General features: G+C 62.0%; 17 protein-coding genes. 12 read left to right on the top strand and 5 right to left on the bottom strand.

Annotated elements, in window-relative coordinates; genetic code table 11:
- Nucleotides 1–7 precede the first annotated feature (7 nt).
- The 10 genes from accB (at nucleotide 8) to ACLD1Y_RS15960 (ending at nucleotide 12,557) form a co-directional block, all read left to right on the top strand.
- Nucleotides 8–469 (top strand): acetyl-CoA carboxylase biotin carboxyl carrier protein, encoded by a 462-nt coding sequence (gene accB, locus ACLD1Y_RS16005; protein WP_429478847.1) that lies wholly within the window; start codon nucleotides 8–10, stop codon nucleotides 467–469.
- Between the two features lie 17 nt (nucleotides 470–486).
- Nucleotides 487–1,848 (top strand): acetyl-CoA carboxylase biotin carboxylase subunit, encoded by a 1,362-nt coding sequence (gene accC / locus ACLD1Y_RS16000; RefSeq protein WP_135291444.1) that lies wholly within the window; start codon nucleotides 487–489, stop codon nucleotides 1,846–1,848.
- A gap of 251 nt (nucleotides 1,849–2,099) precedes the next feature.
- Nucleotides 2,100–2,978, top strand: coding sequence for a 50S ribosomal protein L11 methyltransferase (gene prmA / locus ACLD1Y_RS15995; protein ID WP_429478846.1), 879 nt, complete (start codon nucleotides 2,100–2,102; stop codon nucleotides 2,976–2,978).
- Nucleotides 2,979–3,008: 30 nt separating this feature from the next.
- Nucleotides 3,009–4,250 (top strand): DUF3426 domain-containing protein, encoded by a 1,242-nt coding sequence (locus ACLD1Y_RS15990; RefSeq protein WP_429478845.1) that lies wholly within the window; start codon nucleotides 3,009–3,011, stop codon nucleotides 4,248–4,250.
- 185 nt (nucleotides 4,251–4,435) lie between these two features.
- Nucleotides 4,436–5,449, top strand: a complete 1,014-nt coding sequence (dusB, locus tag ACLD1Y_RS15985; protein ID WP_429478844.1) for a tRNA dihydrouridine synthase DusB — start codon at nucleotides 4,436–4,438, stop codon at nucleotides 5,447–5,449.
- A complete protein-coding gene (gene fis, locus ACLD1Y_RS15980) occupies nucleotides 5,446–5,766 on the top strand; it encodes a DNA-binding transcriptional regulator Fis (protein ID WP_002555375.1) in 321 nt (106 codons plus the stop codon). The genes dusB and fis overlap by 4 nt, the downstream gene beginning before the upstream one ends.
- Nucleotides 5,767–5,848: 82 nt before the next feature.
- Nucleotides 5,849–7,456, top strand: coding sequence for a bifunctional phosphoribosylaminoimidazolecarboxamide formyltransferase/IMP cyclohydrolase (gene purH / locus ACLD1Y_RS15975; RefSeq protein ID WP_429478843.1), 1,608 nt, complete (start codon nucleotides 5,849–5,851; stop codon nucleotides 7,454–7,456).
- Nucleotides 7,457–7,581: 125 nt separating this feature from the next.
- A complete protein-coding gene (gene purD / locus ACLD1Y_RS15970; RefSeq protein ID WP_429478842.1) occupies nucleotides 7,582–8,874 on the top strand; it encodes a phosphoribosylamine--glycine ligase in 1,293 nt (430 codons plus the stop codon).
- A gap of 114 nt (nucleotides 8,875–8,988) precedes the next feature.
- Nucleotides 8,989–11,760: a response regulator gene (locus ACLD1Y_RS15965; RefSeq protein WP_429478841.1), complete on the top strand. Its 2,772-nt coding sequence runs from the start codon at nucleotides 8,989–8,991 to the stop codon at nucleotides 11,758–11,760.
- A 200-nt stretch (nucleotides 11,761–11,960) separates the two neighbouring features.
- Nucleotides 11,961–12,557 (top strand): MarC family protein, encoded by a 597-nt coding sequence (locus ACLD1Y_RS15960; protein WP_429478840.1) that lies wholly within the window; start codon nucleotides 11,961–11,963, stop codon nucleotides 12,555–12,557.
- Here the strand turns inward: ACLD1Y_RS15960 and ACLD1Y_RS15955 are convergent.
- The 5 genes from ACLD1Y_RS15955 to cobG form a co-directional block, all read right to left on the bottom strand.
- On the bottom strand, nucleotides 12,554–13,333 hold the full coding sequence (locus ACLD1Y_RS15955) for a hypothetical protein (protein ID WP_429478839.1): 780 nt from the start codon (nucleotides 13,331–13,333) through the stop codon (nucleotides 12,554–12,556). The two genes, ACLD1Y_RS15960 and ACLD1Y_RS15955, sit on opposite strands and share 4 nt — an antisense overlap.
- Before the next feature lie 226 nt (nucleotides 13,334–13,559).
- Nucleotides 13,560–15,197 (bottom strand): precorrin-3B C(17)-methyltransferase, encoded by a 1,638-nt coding sequence (gene cobJ / locus ACLD1Y_RS15950; protein WP_429478837.1) that lies wholly within the window; start codon nucleotides 15,195–15,197, stop codon nucleotides 13,560–13,562.
- Complete coding sequence (locus ACLD1Y_RS15945) at nucleotides 15,197–15,928, bottom strand: precorrin-2 C(20)-methyltransferase (protein ID WP_429478836.1); 732 nt, start codon at nucleotides 15,926–15,928, stop codon at nucleotides 15,197–15,199. The genes cobJ and ACLD1Y_RS15945 overlap by 1 nt, the downstream gene beginning before the upstream one ends.
- Nucleotides 15,928–16,554 carry a precorrin-8X methylmutase gene (locus ACLD1Y_RS15940; RefSeq protein ID WP_429478835.1) on the bottom strand — a complete coding sequence of 209 codons (627 nt, stop codon included), beginning with the start codon at nucleotides 16,552–16,554 and terminating at the stop codon, nucleotides 15,928–15,930. Before ACLD1Y_RS15940 ends, ACLD1Y_RS15945 begins: the two co-directional genes overlap by 1 nt.
- The gene (gene cobG / locus ACLD1Y_RS15935; RefSeq protein ID WP_429478834.1) at nucleotides 16,547–17,893 is read right to left on the bottom strand and encodes a precorrin-3B synthase; all 1,347 of its coding nucleotides are present in this window, start codon (nucleotides 17,891–17,893) and stop codon (nucleotides 16,547–16,549) included. Before cobG ends, ACLD1Y_RS15940 begins: the two co-directional genes overlap by 8 nt.
- A 38-nt stretch (nucleotides 17,894–17,931) precedes the next feature.
- Between cobG and cbiE the strand changes: the two genes are divergently transcribed.
- Both cbiE and ACLD1Y_RS15925 read left to right on the top strand, forming a co-directional pair.
- Complete coding sequence (cbiE, locus tag ACLD1Y_RS15930) at nucleotides 17,932–19,137, top strand: precorrin-6y C5,15-methyltransferase (decarboxylating) subunit CbiE (protein WP_429478832.1); 1,206 nt, start codon at nucleotides 17,932–17,934, stop codon at nucleotides 19,135–19,137.
- Entirely contained in the window at nucleotides 19,134–19,853 is a 720-nt protein-coding gene (locus tag ACLD1Y_RS15925) for a cobalt-precorrin-6A reductase (RefSeq protein WP_429478831.1), read from the top strand. Before cbiE ends, ACLD1Y_RS15925 begins: the two co-directional genes overlap by 4 nt.
- Nucleotides 19,854–19,947 lie beyond the last annotated feature (94 nt).

The raw sequence follows: 19,947 nt of genomic DNA, 5'->3' as shown, positions 1-19,947 counted from the left end.
ATGATTCATGGATATCCGTAAAGTTAAGAAACTGATCGAACTGCTGGAAGAATCCGGCATCGACGAGCTGGAAATCAAGGAAGGCGAAGAGTCCGTACGGATCAGCCGCCACAGCAAAACCCCGGCCCAGCAGTTCTACGCGCCGCAAATGCAAGCACCGGCTCCAGCCGCTGCTGCCCCAGCCGCCGCACCTGCCGCTGCCGCACCTGCTGCGCCAGCCGCTCCAGTGCTGAACGGCTTCGTGGTCAAGTCGCCAATGGTCGGTACGTTCTACCGCACCCCGGCACCGACTTCGCCAGCCTTCGTTGAAGTTGGCCAGACTGTGAAAGTGGGCGACACCATCTGCATCGTTGAAGCGATGAAGATGATGAACCACATCACCGCTGAAAAAGCCGGCGTCATCGAATCCATCCTGGTAGAAAACGGTCAGCCGGTTGAGTACGACCAGCCGCTGTTCACCATCGTTTGAACCGCGGAGCGCCTTCGATGTTGAAACCTGCGAAGAAACTGCAAAAAGTCCTGATCGCCAACCGCGGCGAGATCGCGCTGCGTATCCTGCGCGCCTGTAAGGAAGAGGGCATCAAGACCGTCGCTGTTTACTCGACGGCCGATACCGAATTGATGCACGTGAAGCTGGCGGACGAAAGCATCTGCATCGGCCCGCCATTGGCAACGAACTCGTACCTGAAAGTCTCGAACATCATCGCGGCCGCAGAAGTGACCGGCGCTGATGGCATCCACCCAGGCTACGGCTTCCTTGCGGAAAACGCCGATTTCGCCGAACAGGTGGAAAAATCCGGCTTTGCCTTCATCGGCCCGAAAGCCGAAACCATTCGCCTGATGGGTGACAAGGTTTCTGCCAAGGACGCCATGATCGCAGCCGGCGTGCCAACCGTTCCAGGTTCCGACGGCCCGCTGCCGGAAGACGAGGAAACCGCTCTGCGCATTGGTCGCGAAGTCGGTTACCCGGTGATCATCAAGGCCGCCGGTGGCGGTGGTGGTCGCGGCATGCGTGTTGTGCACAAGGAAGAAGACCTGATCGAAGCGGCCAAGCAGACTCGCTCCGAAGCGGGCGCCTGGTTTGGCAACCCAATGGTCTACCTGGAAAAGTACCTGACCAACCCACGTCACGTGGAAGTGCAAGTACTGTCCGACGGCCAGGGCCACGCCATCCACCTGGGCGACCGCGATTGCTCGCTGCAACGTCGTCACCAGAAGGTACTGGAAGAAGCACCGGCACCGGGCCTGGACGAAAAAGCACGCGCCGAAGTACTGGCCCGCTGCGTCAAGGCGTGCATCGACATCAACTACCGTGGCGCCGGTACCTTTGAGTTCCTCTACGAGAACGGCCGTTTCTACTTCATCGAGATGAACACTCGTGTGCAGGTAGAGCACCCGGTTTCGGAGATGGTCACCGGTATCGACATCGTCAAGGAGATGCTGAGCATCGCCGCTGGCAACCCGCTGTCCTTCACCCAGGACGACGTGAAGATGCATGGCCACTCCCTGGAGTGCCGCATCAACGCCGAAGACCCGAAAACCTTTATCCCAAGTCCAGGCCTGGTCAAGCATTTCCATGCTCCGGGCGGCAACGGCGTTCGCGTCGATTCGCACCTGTACAGCGGCTACAAGGTTCCGTCCAACTACGACTCGCTGATCGGCAAGCTGATCACCTGGGGCGCCACTCGTGACGAGGCCATGGCCCGCATGCGTAACGCCCTGGACGAAATCGTGGTTGACGGCATCAAGACCAACATCCCGCTGCACCGGGACCTGGTCCGTGATGAAGGCTTCTGCGAAGGTGGTGTGAACATTCACTACCTGGAACACAAGCTGGCCAACCAGTAAGTGCTCCACCCAACAAAACCGCCTTCGGGCGGTTTTGTTGTTTCTGGCCTCCAATAACTCAAAGGCTACTGTGGCGAGGGAGCTTGCTCCCGCTGGACTGCGCAGCAGTCCCATTCTTTTAAACAAAGAGCGGGGCCGCTTCGCGCCCCAGCGGGAGCAAGCTCCCTCGCCACAAACCCCGCTCTCGCGTAAACTCCCGCGCTTTCGCGACGGATGTAGTCGCACATTCAATTTTTTCAAAGGTGCCCGCCATGCCTTGGCTGCAAGTCCGTCTCGCCATCAGCCCAGAACAAGCCGAAACCTACGAAGATGCGTTCCTCGAAGTAGGCGCGGTGTCGGTGACCTTCATGGACGCCGAAGACCAGCCGATCTTCGAGCCTGAACTCAACACCACCCCGCTGTGGTCCCACACCCATCTGCTGGCCCTGTTCGAAGACGGCACCGATGCCGCCGCCGTGCTGGCCCATATGGAACTGCTCACTGGCGGCCCACTGCCGGAGCATCACAGCGAAGTGATCGAAGACCAGGATTGGGAACGCAGCTGGATGGATAACTTCCAGCCCATGCGTTTCGGCCAGCGCCTGTGGATCGTGCCGAGCTGGCACGCTGCGCCGGAGCCGGATGCGGTCAACCTGCTGCTGGACCCGGGCCTGGCGTTCGGCACCGGCACCCACCCCACCACCGCACTGTGCCTGGAATGGCTCGATGGCCAAGACCTGACCGACAGCAACGTGCTCGACTTCGGTTGCGGCTCGGGGATCCTGGCGATTGCCGCCCTGCTGCTGGGCGCCAAGGAGGCTGTGGGCACCGATATCGACGTGCAGGCGTTGGAAGCCTCTCGCGATAACGCCGGGCGCAACCACATTGCTGAGGGCAAATTCCCACTGTATCTGCCTGAGGACCTGCCCCAAGTGCAGGCCGATGTGCTGGTGGCCAATATCCTCGCCGGGCCACTGGTTTCCCTGGCGCCGCAGTTGTCGAGCCTGGTCAAGCCGGGCGGCCGCCTGGCACTGTCGGGCATCCTCGCCGAGCAAGGTGAAGACGTGGCCGCGGCCTACGCCAAGGATTTCGAGCTGGACCCGATCGCCAACCGCGATGGCTGGGTACGCATCAGCGGCCGTCGGCGCTAGAATGAGCGCTTGTCTGAATCGGATAGCCGCATGACCGACAGTTTCGTCACCCAGTGCCCGCATTGCCAAACGCGCTTTCGCGTCAGCCACGGTCAATTGAACGTGGCCCGCGGCGTGGTGCGCTGCGGCTCGTGCCTGCAAGTCTTCAACGCGGTTCGCCAGTTGATGGAGCAGCGTGCCACCGGCACGGCAACGCCTGAGCCTGAGCTGCCGGCGGCCGTTGAGCCTGAGCCTGCGCGGGCGATCAGCCAGAAGCAGTGGACCGCACAAGAGCTGGACCTGGACAGCCTGGACCTGGATGAAGAACTGGCCAAGCTGGAACGCCGCGAGATCCAGCACACGCTGCCGGTCAGCGCGGAGCGTCGCCAACCCGGCGCCGACCGCCGACAAAAGGACGATGCCCTCAGCGCCAGCCGCGATACGGTCAAGGCCGAAGAAGAAAAATGGGCCGCCAGCCTGTTCAGTGAGCCGCCCGAGGAACGCGCCCAGGCCGTCGAAAATGAGCCGGAACCGACCAAAGCGCCTGCGACCAAGCAGCGCACCGAGCCGTCGATGTCGTTTCACACTGACGGTATCGACGACGAACCGCCGCTGCACACCGCTCAGGAAGATGACGACGACATCGACCCGCCGTTCACGCCGCTGACCCAAGCTGCCGATGAAGCCGAACCCGACGAACATCTCCTGCCCCGCCGCAAGCGCCTGCGCGCCGAAAACAGCACCCACGACGACCTGCTCCAGGACCTGGAAGACGACCCGCTGCACCTCTACGCGCAAAAACGCCCGTCGAGCGTGGGCCGTCGCCTGTTGTGGATCCTGCTGGTACTGATCGCCGCCGCTGGCCTGGCCGGGCAGTACATCGCCTATCAGTTCGACGACCTGGCCCGCCAGGACACCTACCGCCCGTGGTTCCAGCAACTGTGCCCCACCTTGGGCTGCACCGTGCCGTCGCGGGTGGATATCGCCCATATCAAGAGCAGCAACCTGGTGGTACGCAGCCATCCAGACTTCGCCGGCGCGCTGGTGGTGGATGCAATCATCTACAACCGTGCGACCTTCTCCCAGCCGTTCCCGCTGCTGGAGCTGCGCTTTGCCGACCTGAACGGCGGCCTGATTGCCAGTCGTCGCTTCAAGCCCGCCGAATACCTCAGCGGCGAACTGGCCGGCGTGAGCGAAATGCCTTCACAAACGCCAATCCACATCTCCCTGGATATTCTCGATCCGGGCAATAAAGCCGTGAATTACAGCCTGAGCTTCCACTCGCCCGAGTGAAACGGTTCATGCCTTGAGAGTTGACGGCAGATTCTTGACTTCACGCTTGGCAACCAAACCGGCGGCGATAAAGAAATAACTGTTCAGATTTTATCCAATTCAGCCTTTATCCAGTCATCGAGAGCGGGTATCATGCCAACCCTTTTTCGAACTCTAATGATCCGGCCCCACAACAGGGAAGTCCTATGTCGGCGGTACGCATCGGCCCATACACATTGCACAACGGCTTGATTCTCGCCCCCATGGCGGGCGTCACCGACCAGCCCTTTCGTCAGCTGTGCAAGCGTTTGGGCGCAGGTCTTGTAGTCTCGGAAATGGTCACCAGCGACATGAGCTTGTGGAACACCCGCAAATCGCGGATGCGCATGATCCACGAAGGTGATCCCGAGCCCCGCTCGGTACAGATCGCCGGTGGTGATGCACAGATGCTGGCGGATGCAGCCCGGGCCAACGTGGAGTTGGGGGCGCAGATCATCGACATCAACATGGGCTGCCCGGCCAAGAAGGTCTGCAACAAGGCTGCCGGTTCTGCCCTGTTGAAAGATGAGCAGTTGGTTGCCGAGATCCTGCAGGCCGTTGTCGCCGCAGTCGATGTGCCGGTCACCCTGAAGATCCGTACCGGCTGGGACCGGGACAACAAGAACGGCCTGACGGTGGCGAAGATCGCCGAACAGGCAGGAATTACAGCGCTGGCAGTGCATGGCCGCACCCGCGCCGACCTTTACACCGGTGAAGCCGAGTACGACACCATCGCTGCGATCAAGCAGGCAGTGTCGATGCCGGTCTTTGCCAATGGCGACATCGATTCAGCCGAGAAAGCCCGGCGCGTGCTCAACGCAACCGGTGCCGATGGCTTGTTGATTGGCCGGGCCGCCCAAGGGCGACCATGGATTTTCCGTGAGATCGACCACTTCCTGTGTACCGGCGAAGTCTTGCCGGCACCGGAGTTGATCGAGGTGGAACGTATTCTGCTAGAGCATCTGGCTGCCCTTCACACCTTCTATGGAGACGTGATGGGCGTACGCATTGCTCGCAAGCATGTGGGTTGGTATCTCGCAACCCTACCGGGCGCCAGGGAGTTTCGCGCCGGGTTCAATCGTTTGGATGAAACGCAAGCACAGGTCACCGCCGTTCGTGAGTTCTTTGCCGAACGAGACAAGAGCCTGAAAGCAGGGGATGCAGAGGGGGTGGCCGCATGACGATGATGACCGAGACTTTAGTGAGTGGAACAACACCCGTGAGCGACAACGTCAATTTGAAACAGCACCTGAACACGCCGAGCGAAGAAGGCCAGACCCTTCGCGGGAGTGTCGAGAAGGCGCTGCACAATTATTTCGCCCACCTTGAGGGCGCTTCCGTCACGGACGTGTACAACCTGGTGCTCTCCGAAGTCGAGGCGCCCTTGCTCGAAAGCGTGATGAACTACGTCAAGGGCAACCAGACCAAAGCCAGTGAGCTCTTGGGCCTCAACCGTGGCACCTTGCGCAAAAAGCTCAAGCAGTACGATTTGTTGTAAGCATTCAATCAAACCAGAAAGGCGCCCGCGTAAAAAACGGTCGCCTTTTTTGCTGACTCCTTTGCTTTTGATGGAAATTGAAATGACCGACCAGACTACCCGCCTGCCGATCCGCCGCGCCTTGATCAGCGTTTCCGACAAGACCGGCATCCTCGAATTTGCCCGGGAGCTGGAAGCCCTGGGCGTGGAAATCCTCTCCACAGGCGGGACCTTCAAACTGCTGCAGGACAACGGCGTGGCCGCAGTAGAAGTGGCGGACTACACCGGTTTCGCAGAAATGATGGACGGTCGGGTCAAGACCCTGCACCCGAAAATCCACGGCGGCATCCTCGGCCGTCGCGGCACCGACGACGCCATCATGGCCGAACACGGCATCAAGCCGATCGACCTGGTGGCCGTTAACCTGTACCCGTTCGAAGCCACCATCAACAAGCCAGGCTGCGACCTGCCGACCGCGATCGAAAACATCGATATCGGCGGCCCGACCATGGTTCGCTCGGCAGCCAAGAACCACAAAGACGTGGCCATCGTGGTCAACGCCAGCGATTACAGCCAAGTGCTGGAAAGCCTGAAAGCCGGCGGCCTGACCTACGCCCAGCGTTTCGACCTGATGCTCAAGGCGTTCGAACACACTGCCGCCTACGACGGCATGATCGCCAACTACATGGGCACCGTTAACCAGGCCGCTGAAACACTGTCGACCGAAGACCGCAGCCAGTTCCCGCGCACCTTCAACAGCCAGTTCATCAAGGCCCAGGAAATGCGCTACGGCGAGAACCCGCACCAAAGTGCGGCGTTCTACGTTGAAGCCAAGCCCGCCGAAGTGGGCATCGCCACCGCGACCCAGCTGCAAGGCAAGGAACTGTCCTTCAACAACGTGGCCGACACTGACGCCGCGCTGGAATGTGTGAAGAGCTTCGTCAAGCCCGCCTGCGTGATCGTCAAGCACGCCAACCCGTGCGGCGTGGCCGTGAGCCCGGACGCCGAAGGCGGTATCCGCCAGGCGTACGAACTGGCCTACGCCACCGACACCGAGTCGGCCTTCGGCGGCATCATCGCCTTCAACCGTGAGCTGGATGCCGAGACCGCCAAGGCGATCGTCGAGCGTCAGTTCGTGGAAGTGATCATCGCGCCAAGCGTAAGTGAAGAAGCCCGCGCCATCGTGGCAGCCAAAGCCAACGTGCGCCTGCTGGCCTGCGGCGAGTGGTCGGCTGACCGCGCTGCGGCCTGGGACTACAAGCGCGTCAACGGCGGCCTGCTGGTACAGAGCCGCGACATCGGCATGATCGGCAGCGAAGACCTTAAGGTTGTGACCAAGCGCGCACCGACCGAGCAAGAGATCAACGACCTGATCTTTGCCTGGAAAGTGGCCAAGTACGTTAAATCCAACGCCATCGTCTACGCCAAGAACCGCCAGACCATCGGTGTCGGCGCCGGCCAGATGAGCCGCGTGAACTCGGCGCGTATCGCCGCGATCAAGGCTGAGCACGCGGGTTTACAGGTCGTGGGTTCGGTGATGGCTTCCGATGCGTTCTTCCCGTTCCGTGATGGCCTGGACAACGCCGCGAAGGCGGGTGTGACCGCCGTGATCCAACCGGGTGGTTCGATGCGTGATGCCGAGGTGATTGCTGCTGCTGACGAAGCCGGCATCGCCATGGTCTTCACCGGCATGCGCCACTTCCGCCACTGATTGATCGTTCCCACGCTCCGCGTGGGAACGCAGCCCGGGACGCTCCGCGTCCCTGGGACGCAGAGCGTCCGTAGAGGCATTCCCACGCAGAGCGTGGGAACGATCATCCACACGAGGTTTTTGAAATGAATGTTTTGATCATTGGCAGCGGTGGCCGTGAACACGCCCTGGCCTGGAAAGTAGCCCAGGACCCACGCGTCCAAAAGGTTTTCGTCGCCCCCGGCAACGCCGGCACCGCCATTGAAGCCAAGTGCGAAAACGTCGCTATCGACGTGCTGGCCCTTGAGCAGCTTGCGGATTTTGCGCAAAAGAACGTCTCCCTGACCATCGTTGGCCCCGAAGTGCCATTGGTCGCAGGCGTCGTGGACTTGTTCCGCAGCCGTGGCCTGGACTGCTTCGGCCCAACCGCCGGTGCGGCCCAGTTGGAAGGCTCCAAGGCCTTCACCAAGGACTTCCTGGCGCGCCACAAGATCCCAACCGCCGACTACCAGAATTTCACCGAGATCGAGCCAGCCCTGGCTTACCTGCGTGAAAAAGGTGCGCCGATCGTGATCAAGGCCGACGGCCTGGCCGCTGGTAAAGGCGTGATCGTGGCAATGACCCTGCAAGAAGCCGAAGACGCCGTGCGCGACATGCTCGCTGGCAACGCTTTTGGTGATGCCGGTTCGCGCGTGGTGATCGAGGAATTCCTCGACGGCGAAGAAGCCAGCTTCATCGTGATGGTCGACGGCAAGAACGTCTTGCCGATGGCCACCAGCCAAGACCATAAACGCGTTGGCGATGCCGACACTGGCCCGAACACCGGCGGCATGGGTGCTTACTCCCCTGCCCCTGTGGTGACGGCTGACGTTCACCAGCGCGTCATGGACCTGGTGATCTGGCCAACCGTGCGTGGCATGGCCGCCGAAGGCAATGTCTACACCGGTTTCCTCTACGCCGGCCTGATGATCGACAAAGCCGGTAACCCGAAAGTCATCGAGTTCAATTGCCGCTTCGGCGACCCGGAAACCCAACCAGTGATGCTGCGCCTGCAGTCGAGCCTGGTATTGCTGGTGGAAGCCGCCCTGGCCCAGGCCCTGGACAAGGTTGAAGCGCAGTGGGATCCACGCCCAAGCGTCGGTATCGTGCTGGCGGCCGGTGGTTACCCTGCCGACTACGCCAAGGGCGATGTGATTGAAGGCCTGGACGCGGCTGCTACGCTGGAAGGCAAGGTGTTCCATGCGGGCACCGCGCTCAAGGATGGCAAGGTCGTGACCGCCGGTGGCCGTGTGCTGTGCGCTACCGCCATGGGTGCCAGTGTCGACGCCGCGCAACAGCAGGCGTACAAGCTGGCCGCGAAAATCGACTGGAACGGCTGTTTCTACCGCAAGGACATCGGCTACCGCGCCATCGCCCGTGAACGGGGCGAAAACCAGTAAGTAGCAGGCGTCAGTAGCTATCCGTTCGGTTAGGCAAGGGCCTCTGGCCCTTGCCGTACAAAAGCCTCCCGCGCATAGTTAACCCCGTGCATCAACCTACGAAGGGATTTCGCCGTGCGCTGGCTCAGGATCGCCATAGGTTTTACTGTCAGTCTGCTGACGCTGCTCTGCCTGTTTCCGGCCCAAGCCGCCGCGCAAGGCAGTGGCTGGGCAGTATTGCTCGATGAACAAGCCGATCTGCAACTGAGCGACATCCGCTCCTCGCGCTACACCAATCAATTCAGCCCAATCGAACTGGACCGGATCACCGCCGCGGCGCCGGACGGTGCGTTGTGGGTGCGTTTCAAGCTGCAACCGGGTAAGCATGAGCAGATCCTGCGGGTGTTTGCCCCGGACCTGTCCCACCTGAGCCTCTACGTGCTTGACGGCGACACCCTGGTGGAACAACAGAGCACCGGCACACGCCAGCCCCAGGCTGAACGCCCGCTGCCCAGCAGCGACTTCATGCTGCCGATGCCCCAGAGCCCCAAACCCCTTGAGGTCTACCTGCGCCTGGTCTCGGAACACGAGCTGCGCCCCTATATCACCTTGGAACCGGCCGTACTCGCCGCTGCCGACCAGACCCAGACGCTGATCTACGGCCTGCTGTTCGGCTGTCTGCTGATGCTGATCCTGCATAACCTCACGCGCTTCGCCTACCACCGCTCACGCAGCAGCCTGTGGCTGGCGGCCTGCGAAGTGCTGTTGATGCTCAGCCTGGCGCTGCTGCTCAACCTGGTGGGCCCGTGGCTGCCGAACTGGCACGCCATCCAAACCCCCGGTGCCTACTTGGCGCTGCTGCTCACCGCACCGTGCGGGCTGATGTTTGCCTACCGCTTCTTCATGCCCCTGGGCCCACACCCGCTGAACAAGCTGTTGATGGCCGACATCCTGCTTATCGTGCTGTGCGGCCTGTTGTTGCTGTTCGTCAACACCTTGCCGCTGAACATCATCACCTACGCCCTGGTGGCGTTGGCCGGCTTGAGCATGCTGTTTGTGTCGGCCTATCACTGGCAGAAAGGCTACCGCCCGGCGCGCCTGTTCGTGGCGGCGATGGTGGTGTTCAACATCGGTACGCTGATTATCCTGCCCGCCCTGCTTGGCCTCACATTGCTGGCGCCACAGGGCTTGATCCTGACCCTACTGGGCTTTATCTGCCTGAGCGGCCTGTTGATGAGCCTGGCCCTGGGCGAACGTCAGCGTGCGATTGTGGAAGCGCGTTTCAGCCTCAGCCGCGACCTGGCGGCCAGCAATGCCGAGATCGCCGCCAAAGCCGAGTTCCTGGCCAAGATCAGCCACGAAATCCGCACCCCCATGAACGGCGTGCTGGGCATGACCGAACTGTTGCTGGGCACACCGCTGTCGGTCAAACAACGCGACTACGTGCAGACCATCCACAGCGCGGGCAATGAACTGCTCACACTGATCAACGAAATCCTGGACATCTCCAAGCTCGAATCCGGTCAGATCGAACTGGACGACGTGCAGTTCGACCTCAATGCGCTGATCGATGACTGCCTGAGTATCTTCCGCGCCAAGGCCGAGCAGCAGAATGTCGAGCTGATCAGCTTTATCCAGCCCCAGGTGCCCCGCGTCATCAGTGGCGACCCCACGCGCCTGCGCCAGGCGCTGCTGAGCCTTTTAGAAAACGCCCTGCAAAAAACCGACGAAGGCGAAGTGCTGATCGTGGTGGCGCTGGACGACCGCAGCACCAAGCCGCGCCTGCGCATCGCCGTGCAAGACAGCGGCCTGCCGATGGAAGCTGCCGAGCGCGACGCGCTGCTGCACAGCGAACTGCACAGCAAGAACTTCCTCTCGGCCACCCGCCTGAGCGGCCACTTGGGCCTGGTTATCGCCCGCCAGTTGATCCTATTGATGAACGGCGAGTTCGGCATCAAGAGCGGCAGCCATCAGGGCAGCACCTTATGGCTGACCTTGCCGCTGGACCCGGAACGCCTGGAACATCCCACCTCCGACCTCGACGGCCCACTCAAGGACGCACGTGTACTGGTGGTGGACGACAACGACACCTGCCGCAAAGTGCTGGTGCAGCAATGCAGTGCCTGGGGCCTGAACGTCAGCGCCGTGCCATCGGGCAAGGAAGCCCTGGCGCTACTGCGCACCAAGGCGCACTTGCGCGACTACTTCGACGTGGTGCTGCTGGACCAGAACATGCCTGGCATGACCGGCATGCAACTGGCGGCGAAGATCAAGGAAGACCCAAGCCTTAACCACGACATCCTGTTGATCATGCTCACCGGCATCAGCAATGCGCCGAGCAAGATCATCGCGCGCAACTGCGGGATCAAGCGCATCCTCGCCAAACCGGTGGCCGGCTATACCCTCAAGACCACCCTGGCCGACGAACTTGCCCAGCGCAGCAAAGGCGGCGCCCCGCAGCGCGCGGTCCTCAGCGCACCGGCGGCCGTTACCGTACCTGCGGACTTCCGCATTCTGGTGGCCGAAGACAACAGCATCTCCACCAAAGTGATTCGCGGCATGCTCGGCAAACTCAACCTTAACCCGGACACCGCCAGCAATGGTGAGGAAGCCCTGGAAGCGATGAAAGCCCAGCGCTATGACCTGGTGCTGATGGACTGCGAAATGCCGATCCTCGATGGCTTCTCGGCGACCCAGCAACTGCGGGCATGGGAAGTCAGCCACCAGCGGATTCGTACGCCGGTGGTGGCGCTGACGGCGCATATCCTGTCGGAGCATAAAGAACGTGCACGCCAGGCCGGAATGGATGGGCATATGGCCAAGCCGGTGGAGTTGTCGCAGTTGCGCGAGTTGGTGGAGTACTGGGTTGCCCAGCGCCAACAACGCCCCGAGCACGCACCTTCTTAACTTGAAACGCAGTTAACTGTGGGAGGGCTTTTTGTGGCGAGGGAGCTTGCTCCCGCTGGGGTGCGAAGCGCCCCCAAAAAGCCGGCTCCAGCTTCGCTGTCGAACGGGAGCAAGCTCCCTCGCCACAGCAAGCCCCCTCCCACATTTGATCTCTCTCGCCTGATAGACTCTCCACACTTTCCTCCTGCGAGCCACCCTCCATGCTCCACGTGTTATTCAGCGTCTACCTGAAAATGCTGGTGCTCTACAGCCCGTTCTTTGTGCTGTCCTGCTTTATCAGCCTTACCCGAGGCTACTCCAGCAAAGAGCGGCGCCGCCTGGCGTGGAAAGTGGCGCTGGCGACCCTGGTGTCGAGCATATTGCTCTACCTGTTCGGCCGGGTGATCTTCAGTGTGTTCGGCATCACTGTGGATGCCTTCCGCATCGGCGCCGGCAGCGTGCTGTTTATCTCCGCCCTGGGCATGGCCCAAGGCAAATCGGCGGTGCAGAGCGACAACGTGCAGCAGGACGTGACCATCGTGCCGCTGACCATCCCCCTCACCGTCGGCCCCGGCACCATCGGTGCGCTGCTGGTGATGGGCGTGAGCCAGCCCCATTGGGATGACAAGCTCACCGCCATCCTCAGCATTGCCCTGGCCAGCCTTACGGTGGGCGTGGTGTTGTACCTGTCCAACCGTATCGAACGGATTCTCGGCGACCAGGGCTTGCAGATTGTCAGCCGCTTAATGGGCCTGTTCGTCTGTGCCCTGGCCGCACAGATCATCTTTACCGGAGTGCGTGGCTACCTGGTGCCTTAGATCCGGTATTTGGCGATTGCCAGTTGCACCTTGTCGCCCGCGCTCTCGCGCATCAGTTGGATGGTTTTTTCGTTGACCACCGAGGTATTCAGCACCAGGCAGGTTTGCCCGCTAAACGCCTCGAATGTGGAACTGTCCCATTCCAAGAACGGCAGCCCCACCTGTTTGCTCACCCCGTGCGAGCTATAGGTCACCAGTACCATCATCACTTCGCCCGCATTTTCGGCACAAGACGCCAGGCCAAAGTCGCCCCCCTGATGCACCGTGCTATTTCGCTTGAACAACTCAAACGATGCCGGTTGTTGCTTGAGCGCTTCCAGTGCATCGGCCGCCAGCTTGGGCAGCGCATTGAGCAGTGGCCCCGCCAGCGACGTCGAGGCCAACATCGCCGTAATCATATTCAGCGCCGCCAACTGGACCGTCAGGCCCTTACCGGTGCTGGAGACCCGCTCAAAGCTGCTGCGCACCGGCAGCCAACCCAGGCTGATCATGACCTTGATAAATTCGTCGTACCAACCCTCGGTGCCGCGCTGAATCTTCAGCACATCGCTCACGTAGCTGCTGGCAAGCAAGTAACTCTTGCGAATGTACTCACGATTCAACGCCGACATGCCCTCCACAAACGAGATCACACCGTTGTTCACCACCGCCGCATTGCTGTCGCACTCAGTGTCTACCGGCAAGGTCGGATGCGATCCCGGCGCCCCCGGCAGCTTGTAGGCCGCAATCAGTTTGCGCCGTTTTGCACTGTTGATCCTTCTGTGATGTCGCTCCATTTTTGGTTCTCCACAAGCACCCCAACATGGGGCTTGCTTCAACACTAGACCAGCCGCCGACAGGCTTTCCATGCCACAAACATGCCTTGGCGCAGCACCTCGGATCATGCAGCCCAGCGATCGCGGGACCTCTTTGAATTTCGCTGGTAAAAAAAGAAAAAGCCCCGAACAACAGTGGGCAATCACCCAGTGTCATTCGGAGCTTTCCGACAATGGCCGGGTCGTTTCAGGACACCGGTTTTTCGCCGTACCAACGTGGCGTGTACACCCACTTACCACCATCGGCGCGTGGGAATACACAGGTGGTGGACGAACCGATCAACACCATGGTGCGCATGTCCACCTGCTCGGGCGTCAGTTGCCCAAGGGTGGTGACGCGCAGGGTCTGGCCAGGGCGGCCGATATCGCGGCCCAACACCACCGGTGTTTCAGGCGTGCGGTGCAGCGCCACGATCTCCAGGGCGCGGCCCAACTGCCACGGTCGTGAACGGGAGATCGGGTTGTAGAACGCCAGCGCCAGGTCGGCCTCGGACGCGAGGTCCAGGCGTTTTTCAATGATCGACCAAGGCTTGAGGTTGTCCGACAGCGACATCACGCAGAAGTCATGCCCCAATGGCGCGCCCGCCTGGGCGGCAGTGGCCAGGGAGGCCGACACGCCCGGCAGGATTTGCAGGTCAACCTGATGCCAGGCCGGGTCGCTGGATTCGTGCAATGCCTCGATCACCGCTGCGGCCATGGCAAATACGCCAGGGTCGCCGGACGACACCACCACCACCGAACGACCTTGTGCCGCCAGTTCGAACGCATGGCGGGCACGCTGCATTTCTTCGCGGTTATCGGTGCAGTGCTGCACTTGATCGTCCCGGAACGGGCCAGCCATGCGTACGTAGGTTTCATAACCCAAAACATCCGTGCAGCGCGCCAGTTCGGCCTTCACTGCCGGCACCATCAACTCGGCAGCGCCTGGACCCAGGCCGATGACGGCAAGACGGCCACGCGCGCGGCCCATTTGCGTCAGGTCCAGCGGCTGTTCGGCAACGTCGATGACGATATCGGCTTGCTGATTGACGCCCGTGAAACGCAGCGGCACACCCAGTTCCAACGCGGCTTCATGCAACGACACTTCGGCCATCTGCCTGTCGCTCGCCAGCAGGCACGCCAGGGATTGCACGGCGATTCCTGCCTCATGCAACGCCATGCGTACACGCTCGGCCAATTGCGCGCCGGGCTTGCAGGTTACGCTCACGTTTTTTGGATAGATCAGCAACTCATTGGCCACTGCCTTGCGCTCGGCACTGCCCACGTGAATCGCCAGGCGGGCCTGTTGGTCCTGGGGCAGGTTGGCCTGATCCAGCCACGGCGCGGCGCCTTCGATGCGCACGCTTTCGCCGGCCAGCAAATCGGAGACGAAGCGCTTGCCCAGCTCCAGATCGGCCAACTCATAACCGTTCGGCGGGTTGAGCAGGCAAGTGCCGAAGCGCAACTCGCCGCTGGTGGTGATCGCGGCCGCCACGTCCAAGGCCGCAGCGATTTCCCGCGCCATGACGTTCACACCGCCCAGGCCACCCAGCAACGGCACCACCGCGCTACCGTCTTCGGCGACAGCCAGCACGGCAGGTTCCTCGCCTTTTTCCAGTAGCAGCGGCGCCAGCGTACGAATAACGATACCCGCCGCACACAGCGCAATCAGCGGCGTGCCCTGTTGATACAGCTGACGCAGGGTCGCGCCAAATTCGTTGTAGCCCAAATCCGCACCTTCAACGCGGCCCGCCAAGCCGTGGATCAACGCGCCAGGGTAAACCTGCTGGATCTTGCGCGCAGTGGCCAGGCTGCCCTGGCCCAGAATGACAATCGCCGGGCTCATCAACCTTGCCACCGTTCACCGGGCACGATGATCAGCGAGAAGTACGGCGACGACGATGGGTCCACCTGATTCAACGGCACGATCTTCTGGTTGGCCATGGTGGCGCGCTCCACATACAGCGCGCGTTCGGCCAGGCCGAGTTCTTCGAGCACCTGGCGCACTTTGGGGAAATTGCGTCCCAGCTTCATGATCACCGCCGCGTCAGCATCCGCCAGGCGGCGCTTGAGATCGTCATGGGGCAACACGCCCGAGAGCACCGACAGGCTCTGGTTGCGATACACCAACGGCGCACCCAGTACCGAGGCGCCGCCCAGCATCGAGCACACGCCAGGGATGACTTGCGCTTCGTAGCGCTCGGCGAGGCGGTCATGCAGGTACATGTAGGAGCCGTAAAAGAACGGATCGCCTTCGCAGATCACCGCCACATCACGGCCGGCATCCAGGTGCGCGGCGACGTCGACGCTGGCGGCGTCGTAGAAATCACTGATCACCTGCTCATAGGACATCGGCGCTGGCAGCACCTCGGTGGTCACCGGGTACACCAGCGGCATCAGGGTCTGTTGTGGCACCAAGTGGTCTTCGATGATGCCGAAGGCGTTGCCCTTCTTGCCCTTGGCCACGAAGTACGCCACCACTGGCGATTCACGCAGCAGGCGCAGGGCCTTGAGGGTGATCAGTTCCGGGTCACCTGGGCCTACGCCCAGGCCGATCAAACGTCCGCGAGCCTGCATTATTCGACCTCCGTGGCCAGGGCATTTACCGCAGCGGCGGCCATGGCACTGCCGCCCAGGCGACCCTGCATAATCACAAATGGCACGCCACGACTGTCGGCGGCCAGCATTGCCTTGGATTCGGCGGCGCCGACAAAGCCCACCGGAAAACCAAGGATCAGCGCCGGTTTCGGTGCGCCAGCGTCAATCATTTCCAGCAGGTAAAACAGCGCCGTCGGCGCGTTTCCGATCACCACCACGCTGCCTTCCAGGTGCGGGCGCCACAGCTCCAAGGCGGCGGCGGAACGGGTGTTGCCCAACTCCCGCGCCAGCTCCGGCACGCTGTCGTCGCGCAGGGTGCAGATCACTTCGTTATTGGCTGGCAGGCGCGCACGGGTCACGCCTTCGGAGACCATCCGCGCATCGCACAGAATCGGCGCGCCCGCTGCCAGCGCATCGCGCCCAGCCTTGCCCGCGCCTTCGGAGAATTGCAGGCCATCGATGGCCTCGACCATGCCGCAGGCATGGATCACCCGCACTGCGAGTTTTTCCAGATCAGCCGGGATACGGTCCAGGTTGGCTTCCGCGCGAATAATGGCGAAGGAGTTGCGATAGATCTCCTGACCGTCGCGGATGTAATCAATCATCGGTGTTGCTCCGTGGGCGGGCGCGCAGCAAGGCGCCCGTCGCTTCAATAGAAAGGGTGCGCGCGTGCAGCCGGCCGAAACCTGGCTCGGCTGCATCGCGAAAATAGAGGTCGTAGTGGCCGGGGCTCACCGCCAACAAGGTGACGGGCGCCGTGTGCGCGGCGGCGCAGGAACGGGGGCAGCCGGACAAGTGCACATCGTGCCCCGGTTGCAACGCCGCTAGTTGCACGGCATCGGCCTTGGTGTCGGCCAACGCCTTGCCACAGCCGCTGGAGCCTGTGCAGGCGGTCATGTGCGCCAGAGGCTGGTCGATTGAACACAGAAAACCAAGCTGCGCCAGGCGTTTGGTGACGGCGTGAGGCTTTTCCACGTAAGGCAGCAGCACGCCTTGCCAAGGGGTGAAGCGCAATGTGCCGTCGCCGTAGTCGCTGGCCAGTTGCGCGGCGCCTTTGAGCATCGTCGAATCCAGGCGACCCAAGGGAGCGATCGCCGCCACGTAAAACTGATTCTTCTGCACCTGTGGATAAGTACCGAGGTGCAGCAAGGCGCCGCTGGGCGGGTGTTTGAAGCCGTCCGTCGGCAGCAACGGCAGGCTGAGGTGGCTCAATAACTTATCCACAGCCAGATGACGCATACGGGTCTGCTCTGGCGTGGCGAGGTCGAGAAACGCTTCCAGCACGGCCACCACCAGTGCGTGGCCCTGCCCCAGCGGCACGGCGGCGATTGGCGCATCCAGCCCTGGGCAACCGGCAAGCCCGAACGCAAGCAGCGTCTGGCCATCTCGCACAAATGCCGACAGCCACAGGTCATGGTGATGTTCGAGCATCGCCAGGGCCTCGCCGCCATCCAATTGCACGGCGAACTTGGCCGACAGCTCATGGAAGCGCGGATGATTTTGCAGGGTAGCCAGGATCTGCTCGGCCAGCGGGCGGGTGTCGAACAGCATCTGCGGGTCGATACCGGCGCTGGGGCTGAGCATGAGGTTGCGTACATCGTCACCGGCGGCGTTGTTGGGGCCGAGGTCAGCCGCCAGCAACATCGCAATTAATCCGTTCTCCTCAGTGCCAATACCGCGTATCTGCAGGTTGGCGCGGTTGGTTGCCTCGATGACCCCGCCTGCATAGGCGTGAGCCGCATCCGCCACCGCATGGGCCTGCTCTGCGGTGATGGAGCCACCGGCCAATTTGATCCGGCAAATGCCGCCGTCCAGCGCCTGGACAATACGCAGCAACCCCGGACAAGCCGAGGGGCGCAAGGTATTCACAGCGGGCGTTGGGTTCACAGGGCTACCGGTTGACGGGTAAAGGCGCGGTATTATGCCTGCTTTGTCCGGCGGCATGAAAAGCCTGCCCGTCGGATGTCGTTCAAGGAATCTTTATGTCGCCCTGGCTGACGGTTGTAGGCATCGGTGAAGACGGCTTCAAGGGGCTGGGCAAAAATGCCCGGCATGCCCTGTTGCGCGCCACGCGGATTATAGGTGCTCAGCGCCAGTTGGACCTGCTGCCGGTGTGTATTCGTGGTGAGCGGGAGTTGTGGCCGAGCCCGTTTTCCCTGGCGCCGGTGCTGGCGCGGCGCGGTGAGCCTGTGTGCGTGCTGGCCAGTGGTGATCCGATGTTTTATGGCGTGGGCGCCAGTTTGGCGCGGCAGGTGGCGGCGGACGAGTTGCTGATCTTGCCGGCGCCTTCATCGATGTCGTTGGCGGCGGCGCGGTTGGGCTGGCCGTTGCAGGAAGTGGTGACGCTGTCCGTGGTGGCCCGGCCGTTGGCGGCGTTGAATGCGCACCTGGCCAGTGGTGTGCGGTTGTTGGTGTTGAGCAATGACGGCGCAAGCCCGGCGTTGATTGCTGCGTTGTTGGCTGAAGCCGGCTTTGGGCCGAGCCGGTTGAGTGTGTTTGAACATCTGGGTGGCACCGACGAGCGGCGCATCAATGGGTTGGCGGTTGATTGGCAACACAACTCAGTCGCCGATTTGAATCTGGTTGCCATCGACTGCGTGGCCGATCCGCAGACGCAGCGCCTGTCACGTCTGGCGGGGCTCCCCGACTCGGCCTTCAAACACGACGGCCAACTGACCAAACGCGATGTACGCGCCATGACCCTCGCCCGCCTTGCCCCCATGCCCGGCGAACTGCTGTGGGACGTGGGCGCGGGCAGCGGCTCCATCGGCATCGAGTGGATGCGCGCCCACCCCAGCTGCCGCGCCCTGGCGATTGAAGCCGACCAAGGCCGCCAAGGCCTGATCGAACACAACCGCGACGCCCTTGGCGTGCCCGGTTTGCAACTGATCCGTGGCAAGGCACCGGACGCGCTGCAAGGCCTGGAAGCCCCGGACGCCATCTTCATCGGCGGCGGCGTCACCCGCGACGGCGTGCTCGACACCTGTTGGCAACACCTGCGGCCGGGCGGCCGATTGGTCGCCAACGCTGTGACCCTGCAAAGTGAAATGACCTTGATGAACTGGCGCGCCCAGCATGGCGGCGAACTGACCCGCATCCACGTGGCCCAGGCGCAAGCGTTGGGGGCGTTCGATACCTGGCGGCAAGCGTTGCCGATCACCTTGCTGGACGTGGTCAAGCCGCTATGAAACGTATCTTGCTGCTGGGGGGCGTGACGGAAGCCCTCGCCATCGCCCGCACCCTGGGCCGGGAACATATCTACAGCCTGGCCGGGGTTGGACGGGTGCCCACTGACCTGATCTGCCAAGTACGCGTTGGCGGATATGGCGGGGCTGAGGGCCTAGCGCAGTTTGTTCGGGATGAAGGGATTGGCCTGATTCTCGACGCGACCCACCCATATGCGGCGCAGATCAGCCGCAATGCTGCCGAGGCTGCGCAGTTGAGCGGCGTGCCTTGTTGGGCGTTGCGCCGTCCGGCGTGGCAGCCGCAGGCGGGGGATGATTGGCGCGAGGTCAGCGATTGGGCCTCGTTGATTGAAGCACTCAAACCGTTCAAGCGCCCGCTGTTCACGTTGGGCCGTGAGCCGTTGCAGCACCTGGATGAAATCCCGTCGGAGCAATTCTGGACACTGCGCGCATTGGATGTGTATCCGGGCAATGAGCGCTGCGAAGTGATTGGCGCACGGGGGCCGTTTTTGATTGAGGATGAGCGGGCGTTGTTCGAGCGGCGCGGCATTGATGTGTTGATCAGCAAGAACAGCGGCAGCACCGCAACCGAGCCGAAGCTGGAAGTGGCGCGGGAGCGTGGAGTGCCGGTGTTGGTGTTGAAGCGGCCGGTGTTGGCTGCGGTGGACCGAGAATTCACCAGCGTGCCTGCGCTGCTACAGGCAATCACCACTCTCTAAACACCACAAATCTAATGTGGGAGCGGGCTTGCTCGCGAAAGCTGTGTGTCAGTCACCAAATCTATTGGCTGACACTGCGCATTCGCGAGCAAGC

This window comes from Pseudomonas sp. 18175 (assembly GCF_050432925.1).
Classification (GTDB): domain Bacteria; phylum Pseudomonadota; class Gammaproteobacteria; order Pseudomonadales; family Pseudomonadaceae; genus Aquipseudomonas.
This window is presented reverse-complemented; position numbering and strand designations above follow the sequence as displayed.

What these genes read in the sequence shown, in the direction of transcription:
- ACLD1Y_RS15940 (WP_429478835.1), bottom strand. Translation starts at nt 16,554, where the DNA reads ATGATTGATTACATCCGCGACGGTCAGGAGATCTATCGCAACTCCTTC.
- cobJ (WP_429478837.1), bottom strand. Translation starts at nt 15,197, where the DNA reads ATGAGCCCGGCGATTGTCATTCTGGGCCAGGGCAGCCTGGCCACTGCG.
- purH (WP_429478843.1), top strand. Translation starts at nt 5,849, where the DNA reads ATGACCGACCAGACTACCCGCCTGCCGATCCGCCGCGCCTTGATCAGC.
- accB (WP_429478847.1), top strand. Translation starts at nt 8, where the DNA reads ATGGATATCCGTAAAGTTAAGAAACTGATCGAACTGCTGGAAGAATCC.
- ACLD1Y_RS15990 (WP_429478845.1), top strand. Translation starts at nt 3,009, where the DNA reads ATGACCGACAGTTTCGTCACCCAGTGCCCGCATTGCCAAACGCGCTTT.
- accC (WP_135291444.1), top strand. Translation starts at nt 487, where the DNA reads ATGTTGAAACCTGCGAAGAAACTGCAAAAAGTCCTGATCGCCAACCGC.
- fis (WP_002555375.1), top strand. Translation starts at nt 5,446, where the DNA reads ATGACGATGATGACCGAGACTTTAGTGAGTGGAACAACACCCGTGAGC.
- ACLD1Y_RS15955 (WP_429478839.1), bottom strand. Translation starts at nt 13,333, where the DNA reads ATGGAGCGACATCACAGAAGGATCAACAGTGCAAAACGGCGCAAACTG.
- purD (WP_429478842.1), top strand. Translation starts at nt 7,582, where the DNA reads ATGAATGTTTTGATCATTGGCAGCGGTGGCCGTGAACACGCCCTGGCC.
- cobG (WP_429478834.1), bottom strand. Translation starts at nt 17,893, where the DNA reads ATGCCGCCGGACAAAGCAGGCATAATACCGCGCCTTTACCCGTCAACC.
- ACLD1Y_RS15925 (WP_429478831.1), top strand. Translation starts at nt 19,134, where the DNA reads ATGAAACGTATCTTGCTGCTGGGGGGCGTGACGGAAGCCCTCGCCATC.
- prmA (WP_429478846.1), top strand. Translation starts at nt 2,100, where the DNA reads ATGCCTTGGCTGCAAGTCCGTCTCGCCATCAGCCCAGAACAAGCCGAA.
- ACLD1Y_RS15960 (WP_429478840.1), top strand. Translation starts at nt 11,961, where the DNA reads ATGCTCCACGTGTTATTCAGCGTCTACCTGAAAATGCTGGTGCTCTAC.
- ACLD1Y_RS15945 (WP_429478836.1), bottom strand. Translation starts at nt 15,928, where the DNA reads ATGCAGGCTCGCGGACGTTTGATCGGCCTGGGCGTAGGCCCAGGTGAC.
- dusB (WP_429478844.1), top strand. Translation starts at nt 4,436, where the DNA reads ATGTCGGCGGTACGCATCGGCCCATACACATTGCACAACGGCTTGATT.
- cbiE (WP_429478832.1), top strand. Translation starts at nt 17,932, where the DNA reads ATGTCGCCCTGGCTGACGGTTGTAGGCATCGGTGAAGACGGCTTCAAG.